The organism is Mesorhizobium sp. M7A.F.Ca.MR.362.00.0.0, assembly GCF_004023175.1.
Taxonomy (GTDB): Bacteria; Pseudomonadota; Alphaproteobacteria; order Rhizobiales; family Rhizobiaceae; genus Mesorhizobium.
The window spans coordinates 1-366 of record NZ_RZTF01000947.1 but is presented as its reverse complement, the minus strand read 5'-3'; the positions used below and the strand labels follow the sequence as shown (position 1 = coordinate 366).

The window sequence follows — 366 nt, the reverse complement described above, 5'->3', positions numbered from 1 at the left end:
GGGCCGTAGCTCGCGCCCGCCGTTCTTGAAATCGCCGACCAGTTCCTTTTTCTTCGTATCGACCGAGATGGCGGGTTGCCCGGTCGTCTGGAACTGCTTGATCTTCTGATTGATGTGCTCGAATTGGGCATCGCGGTCAGGATGCGAAGCACCTTCCAGGGTCTTTCTGTTGGCCTGGAGACTAAAGCCGAGCTTGCGCAGCAACCGGCCAACCAATTTCTGACTGGCAGTGAAACCGCGCTCAGCCAGCGCGCTGGCGAGGTGCCGCTGACTTCTGCTCACCCACAGCAAGGCCGCTTCCGGATCACCGCGCGTCGCCGATTGCACAAGATCTTCCAGTGCGCCCAGAAGCCCCGGCTCCGTCTC

The 366-nt window shown here is 60.9% G+C and carries 1 pseudogene; it reads right to left on the bottom strand.

Annotated elements, in window-relative coordinates:
* A pseudogene (locus EOC06_RS38640) lies at window positions 1–366 on the bottom strand (ISAzo13 family transposase); the annotation flags it as partial.